The 6,000-nt window shown below is 39.5% G+C and carries 5 protein-coding genes; 3 read left to right on the top strand and 2 right to left on the bottom strand.

Annotation, left to right across the window (positions count from 1 at the left end; translation table 11 throughout):
* Positions 1-144: 144 nt before the first annotated feature.
* Together ACG2F4_RS07970 and ACG2F4_RS07975 are read right to left on the bottom strand one after the other, a co-directional pair.
* Positions 145-1,146, bottom strand: a complete 1,002-nt coding sequence (locus tag ACG2F4_RS07970) for an alpha/beta fold hydrolase (protein WP_395259690.1) — start codon at positions 1,144-1,146, stop codon at positions 145-147.
* Positions 1,147-1,620: 474 nt separating this feature from the next.
* Positions 1,621-2,613, bottom strand: a complete 993-nt coding sequence (locus ACG2F4_RS07975) for an LLM class flavin-dependent oxidoreductase (RefSeq protein WP_395259691.1) — start codon at positions 2,611-2,613, stop codon at positions 1,621-1,623.
* A 388-nt stretch (positions 2,614-3,001) separates the two neighbouring features.
* On the opposite strand from ACG2F4_RS07975, the gene ACG2F4_RS07980 reads away from it, so the two are divergent.
* The 3 genes from ACG2F4_RS07980 (at position 3,002) to ACG2F4_RS07990 (ending at position 5,803) form a co-directional block, all read left to right on the top strand.
* On the top strand, positions 3,002-4,261 hold the full coding sequence (locus ACG2F4_RS07980; RefSeq protein ID WP_395259692.1) for an SAP domain-containing protein: 1,260 nt from the start codon (positions 3,002-3,004) through the stop codon (positions 4,259-4,261).
* Between the two features lie 110 nt (positions 4,262-4,371).
* Positions 4,372-4,551, top strand: coding sequence for a hypothetical protein (locus ACG2F4_RS07985; protein WP_395259693.1), 180 nt, complete (start codon positions 4,372-4,374; stop codon positions 4,549-4,551).
* Between the two features lie 301 nt (positions 4,552-4,852).
* The gene (locus ACG2F4_RS07990; RefSeq protein ID WP_395259694.1) at positions 4,853-5,803 is read left to right on the top strand and encodes a hypothetical protein; all 951 of its coding nucleotides are present in this window, start codon (positions 4,853-4,855) and stop codon (positions 5,801-5,803) included.
* The last annotated feature ends 197 nt before the right edge of the window (positions 5,804-6,000 follow it).

A 6,000-nucleotide genomic window follows, 5' to 3' on the forward strand; every position in this document is an offset into this window, starting at 1 on the left:
GAAAGATGAAGGTTGAAAGTTGAAGGTTGAGTACTGTATTCCATTCGAGTAAAAATTTTGATAATACTAAGTCTACGCCCACCTAAGCAGCGCTTTCAATTTGCTGGAAGATCATTTGCAGGCACCTCCCTGAGGATCACCTGCCTATTTTTTCAACGCCGGAAGCAGCTTGCTTTTAAATAACTCAAAATCTTCGATATGCGGGAGGTGACCGATGCCATCGAGCTCGATCAGCGTGGAATTCGGAATCTTGTCTGCTGTTTTCTTTCCGAGTTCGGGGTAGTCCCCCATGGTGGCGGCCACCGAGTCGGGCACCATACCCGTTCCCAGCGCCGTCCGGTCTCGCTGGCCGATAATCAGTACCGTCGGCATCTCCAGGTTGTCAAACTCATAAACGACCGGCTGGGTGAACACCATGTCGTAGATCAGGGCTGAATTCCACGCATACCGATCCCAGTCCGGGCTCTCGTTCATGGCGGTAAGCAGGTAGACCCACTCGTTGTACTTCTCCTCCCAGTTTCCATCAAAATAACTGCTCATCATGTAGCTTTTCACCCCTTCAAACGTCCTGTTTAGCGCACCCCGGTACCATTGCTCAAGTCCGGCATAGGGGACCTTCCGTTTCCAGTCCTCCAGCCCGATCGGGTTTTCCAGGATTAGTTTTTCCACCTCATTTGGATACATCAGGGCGAAGCGGGTGGCCAGCATGCCTCCCATGGAGTGCCCCAACACGGTCACTTTAGAAATATCGAGCGAATCCACCAGTTCCCTGGTATTCTCCGCCAGCTGATGAAAGGTGTAATGGTAGTGGGCGGGCTTGGATGACTTTCCGAACCCGATCTGATCCGGCACCAGCACGTCATACCCTTCCTCCAGCAGAACTTTCATAGTCTGTTCCCAGTAGGCGCCGTTAAAATTCTTGCCATGGAACAGCAACACCGTTCGCCCGTTCGGGCGTTGTGCATGCTCGTACATAAAGGCCATATCCAGTGCCTGGCCCTGGGAATGAAGGGCATAATCTTCCACCGGGTAGGGATAATCATATCCCTCCAGGTTTATCCCCAGTTCGGGGCGATTTTCCTGACCGAACGAAGTTGCCAGGGGCAATACCCAAAGAAGCGATAGAAAAAGACAAAATCGTTTCATTGTATTATTGATTGGTAGTGAATATTCTGGTTCCTGTGAAATTCTTACTTATATACAATGTATATATGGAGAGAGTGAGCATCTTTCGCCAATACATTGCCTCACCTGATACTCGGTTTGGAGGTGGTTGTACCACCGAACTTACCTAGCTCACAAGGCGGAGTACAACTCCCTCCGAACGGTGATTCGAATGTTTTGCGAAGTCCTTCTTACTTCAGTTTGCTAACCCGCATTATTCACAAAATACTAAAAAAGGGATGAGTAAATTATTGATATTATTCTGTATATCGAAAATTGTTTATACCCCAAATTTGAGGGTAGCTGCAACGGGCTGCGAAATTTGGCCGTGCACTTCATTGGAGGAAAAATGACGTACTCAAGGTACAACCGTACCTTGCCGCCGTCTTTTTTCCTTCGCCTCGTTCACAACCGAATTTCCTGGTGAATAATCCGGGTTAATCCTTCGGGATAATCTCAGCTTGTATCCTCCCTCATAATTTCGGCAAAAATACGGTGCGATTTGAGCCGCTGCTTGTGATCAAAAATATAGGTCGCTATCATAAGCTCATCGGCAGCGGTCTGCTCTACGAATTTCGCAACCTTACCTTTAATCGTTTCCCCGCTGCCGATAAACGTATATTTCAGCATCTGCTCCACTGCCATCTTCTGGCGGGTATTCCAAACGGTGCTCATATCATCCACCGGCGGTGGCATCGGCTTTCGTTCGCCGGTCACAACGCCCATAAACATCTGCTTTAGTGATGTAGCCAGGTATTCGGCCTGCTGGTCCGTATCGGCAGCGACGACGTTCACGCAGGGCATCACAAAAGGTTCGGAAAGCTGATCGGAGGGCTGAAATTTTTCTCGGTATACCTTCAGCGCAGCCATCAGCTGACCGGGCGAAAAGTGGCTGGCAAATACGTAGGGCAGGCCCAGGGCCGCGGCCAGGTGGGCACTGTCGGTACTGGAGCCGAGAATCCAGATCGGGACCTCGGTTCCTTCCCCCGGGATGGCGCGAACGTTTGAAGAGCGATTATCCCCCGAAAAATATTGCTGCAACTGCTTCACATTTTGCGGGAACTGCCGCACCTGCTGCATCCGGTCGGGGCGAATAGCCTGCGCCGTAACCTGGTCGGTTCCCGGCGCACGGCCCAGCCCCAGGTCAATGCGCCCGGGATAGATCGATGCCAGCGTGCCGAACTGTTCGGCGATAATGAGCGGCGAGTGATTGGGCAGCATAACGCCCCCCGATCCCACCCGAAGCGTGCTGGTCGCTTCCGCCACATGCCCGATCAACACCGACGTGGCGGAACTGGCGATATTTTCCATGTTGTGGTGTTCAGCCATCCAGAAGCGGGTGTATCCCCACTCTTCGACATGCCGGGCCAGGTCGCGGCTGTTCTGGATCGCATCGGCGGGGGTTTGTCCTTCGGTAATGACGGCCAGATCGAGGACGGAGTAGTTCATATCGCTCAGCTCGTTTTGCATAGTTTCCTGCATCAATTATTCCTGGAATTTTGGATGGATAAATGAGGCAGATCGAACACACTTTATTTGCAACACGTTCAGAGGGGAATTTAAATGGAATCCGCAAGTCGTACCACCCTACTTCACTTACCGATACAATAAGTGAATTAACTTCTATAAAGTATTATAAAACAATTACTTATAGAAAGGTGTTAATCATAATAATGTAAAATTAGCAACAAATATTACTAAATATCTCCTTAATTCATCCCTTTAAGTTACTTCACTACTGATTTTCTCAAAGTATAAATTTAGCACAAAGTAATAATTTTATCTTTATTTAAGTGCGGGGTTTAGTTTAAATAAACTGTTAAAACAATATTACACTATGAAAATTGAAGAGTCTGTTGAGTACATGAGTAAAATGTACCTTGAGAGAATCATTAAGAGTTTCACTCAAGACTATCCATCTAACAGGGATGAAGAGGAATACAGAGAGATAGTAAAATCAAATGCAGATACTCTCTCAAATCCAGAAAATATTAGCAAGCGAATAGAAAAATATATTGCTGATAACTATAACGATCCCTATGCAAATAAACTATTGTATAATTTCATTATCAGATCAATCCTATCTAAGCTTAATTTTTACAGTACTGAGGAAGATATAAGGAGTGCTGTAATAAACAGAGAGAATGAAATTGTAGAGCTTTCTAAAAACTCAGATAGTTTCAGACACATTGATGATGATACAGTAAATACATTTTCAGTTGTATTAAAAACGGCCTTGGAAGATGAAAGAATCAGTAACGATGAGCTGGCTCTCATTACCAGACTAAGAAAGAATCTATCAATAACTGAAAAAGATCAATATCTAATCCAGGCTAAAATAGGATTATTCCCAAATGAAAAAAAAGAGGTACACACAAGTACTGAAATTTCAAGAGGAATAAATGATTTACAGAAAGCTGGTATCATATTCTATTGCAATAACTATGATGATGGAGAGGCAAGAATATGTGTTATTCCAGATGAAATAGTTTCAGGTGTAAAATCTTTTTTAGGGATTGAATTGATAGAGGATAAATATCAAAGATTGTTACAGCAGTTACAGAATAAACAACTAAAAGAAATTCTCAGGAGTAGTAATTTATATATTTATGGTACTAAAGATGAATTGATTGAAAGAATCATCCATGCAGATATTAAGCCTAGTGAAGCTTTAGAACACCTCACAACAACTGAACTCAGTGATATATGCTCTAAAATACCTAGTTTAAATGTAAGTGGTAGGAAGGATGAAAAGATTCAAAGATTGATAGACTATTACTCAAAACTGGTCATAAAGGAATATTCAGAGGAAAATACAGGTCAAAAATATTATGAGTATTTAGAAGAGCTGGCCAAAAGAGATATTGATAGTTTGCTTGCAAATAAAATTGTAAAAGACCATGATTTTATAGATAACGCTTTTGAGGAAGGCACAAGATATCTTTTTAAAAACAAGCTCAATATTCCACTTATTGAGTTTTCAGGAAATGAACATGCAGATGGAGGAGTTGTATTTGAAAAGGATAAATCTATCCTGCTATGGGATAATAAGAGCAAAAAAATGGAGAAGCTTATAAATTTCCAGATAGTCATCTAAAACAATTCAAAAGATATATCAGAAATGAGAGAGAGAATGGTAGAAGAGTTAATACATTTCTAATAGTTACAGCTGAAATAGATTCTGTAGCAAGAAATAATGCTATTAAATTGAAAGCTGAATCAGGTGTTGATACTGATATTGCAATAATAACAGCAGAAAATTTAAAATTAGTGGCTGAAAACTGGGGCAAATACTTCTCTAAGGACAGATTTAATCTCCATGTCTTTAATTCTACAGAGATTTTAGATTGGGAAACACTGAGAGATAGAATGAACTTATTTAGCTAACCCACTTGAAAAACTGCATCAACTCAAGCTCCATCTGCTTAGGTAGTGTAAATGATAAGCTAAAAAAATAAATTCAACTAATTAAAAATCTTCCAATCTGAATCACTCTCAGGTCTTTCACTGTTTTATCACTGTTACTGCTCACAATAATTCTTTGTAGTGTTCAATTAAATTCATTTATGGATGTATGGTCGCAGGAAAATGTAAGATTAGCAACAAATTAGATCTATTAGATGATTTTGAGATAATTGCATAAGCTTATAACTATATATCAAAACAGTTCAATATCAGATCTTATAAAATGCTGAACAAAGATCAACTCCAGTTAATTAAATGGACTATTAGAACACCAGATAAGCTTGAAGTAAGGAATGAAAAAGAAGCTTTCATATTAAATCCACTTATCCTCTATAAGATAAAAAATGAGTATAGGTTATTCGGCATATCAAATGAAAATTCTGAAGACAGTTATTCTGAAGCTTTATATTTAAAAGACTTAGATTCCTATAATTTTAGAAAAATAGAAAGTCCTGATAGTTTTTTTTCTTCAAAAACTTATCATTTAGCAGATTTTAAATATTTAGATAACCCTTCTCTAGAAGTTCTATGTAGTGTTGATGAATATACTTTCTTAATCAAAAAAATTTACCTACTCAGATTATTAAAAATAATAACAAGTAAATCTTTTGATTATCTAAAAAGCAGGGTTGGCAGAAATATTAATTACTACAAGAATATTACTGGATTTAAAGCAAAAGATGTTAATTCTATAGTACTAATGACTGACAATTTTGATATTTTTGTCAAAATTAATAGAGAAGGAGATTTATTAGCTGAATCAAGCATAAAAGGAAATACAATAGTAAGAAAACTTGAAAAGGCTGAAGATTTTATATCCTTTCTTAGTGTTCTACCTTGGTTTAAGAACAAATATGTAATATTTAACAATATTGGAAAACCTAAGAAAAGATGGAATTTGATTAAAGCCTCAAAGCATGTGGTAAAGCATTTATCAAAATTTGAAAATATATACTATGAAGAAGATAGTATAGGTATTAGTTACAGTTCTCCAAGTTTCAACCAGTCAGCAAATCTCAAACTTCATGAAAATAAAATACATTTAATATTGTACCTATCCGATCATCAGATGATAAATGATTTTTTTAGAAATGGAAAAGGAATTTCAAATTATTTAAGAGAAGAAGCAGAAATACCTAAACCGGACTATTCAAAGTTATTTGGTGAAGGGTGAATATTTTTTATGAGTTGAATTAGTTACATATTACTTCTCATCAACATATTTGATGATATTATTCTCCAAGTCAATACTATACTTGAATTTTCTAAATGGTCCCACTGTTGTCCGGGGAAAATAGTAAGAAAATAAAAAAGCGGAGTCGCATTTGACCCCGCCTTGCGGTAGTTTTTGGAAGCACCACCAACCAAACA

Origin of the sequence: Halalkalibaculum sp. DA3122 (assembly GCF_043951865.1) — a bacterium.
Taxonomy (GTDB): Bacteria; Bacteroidota; Rhodothermia; order Balneolales; family Balneolaceae; genus JAMQKA01.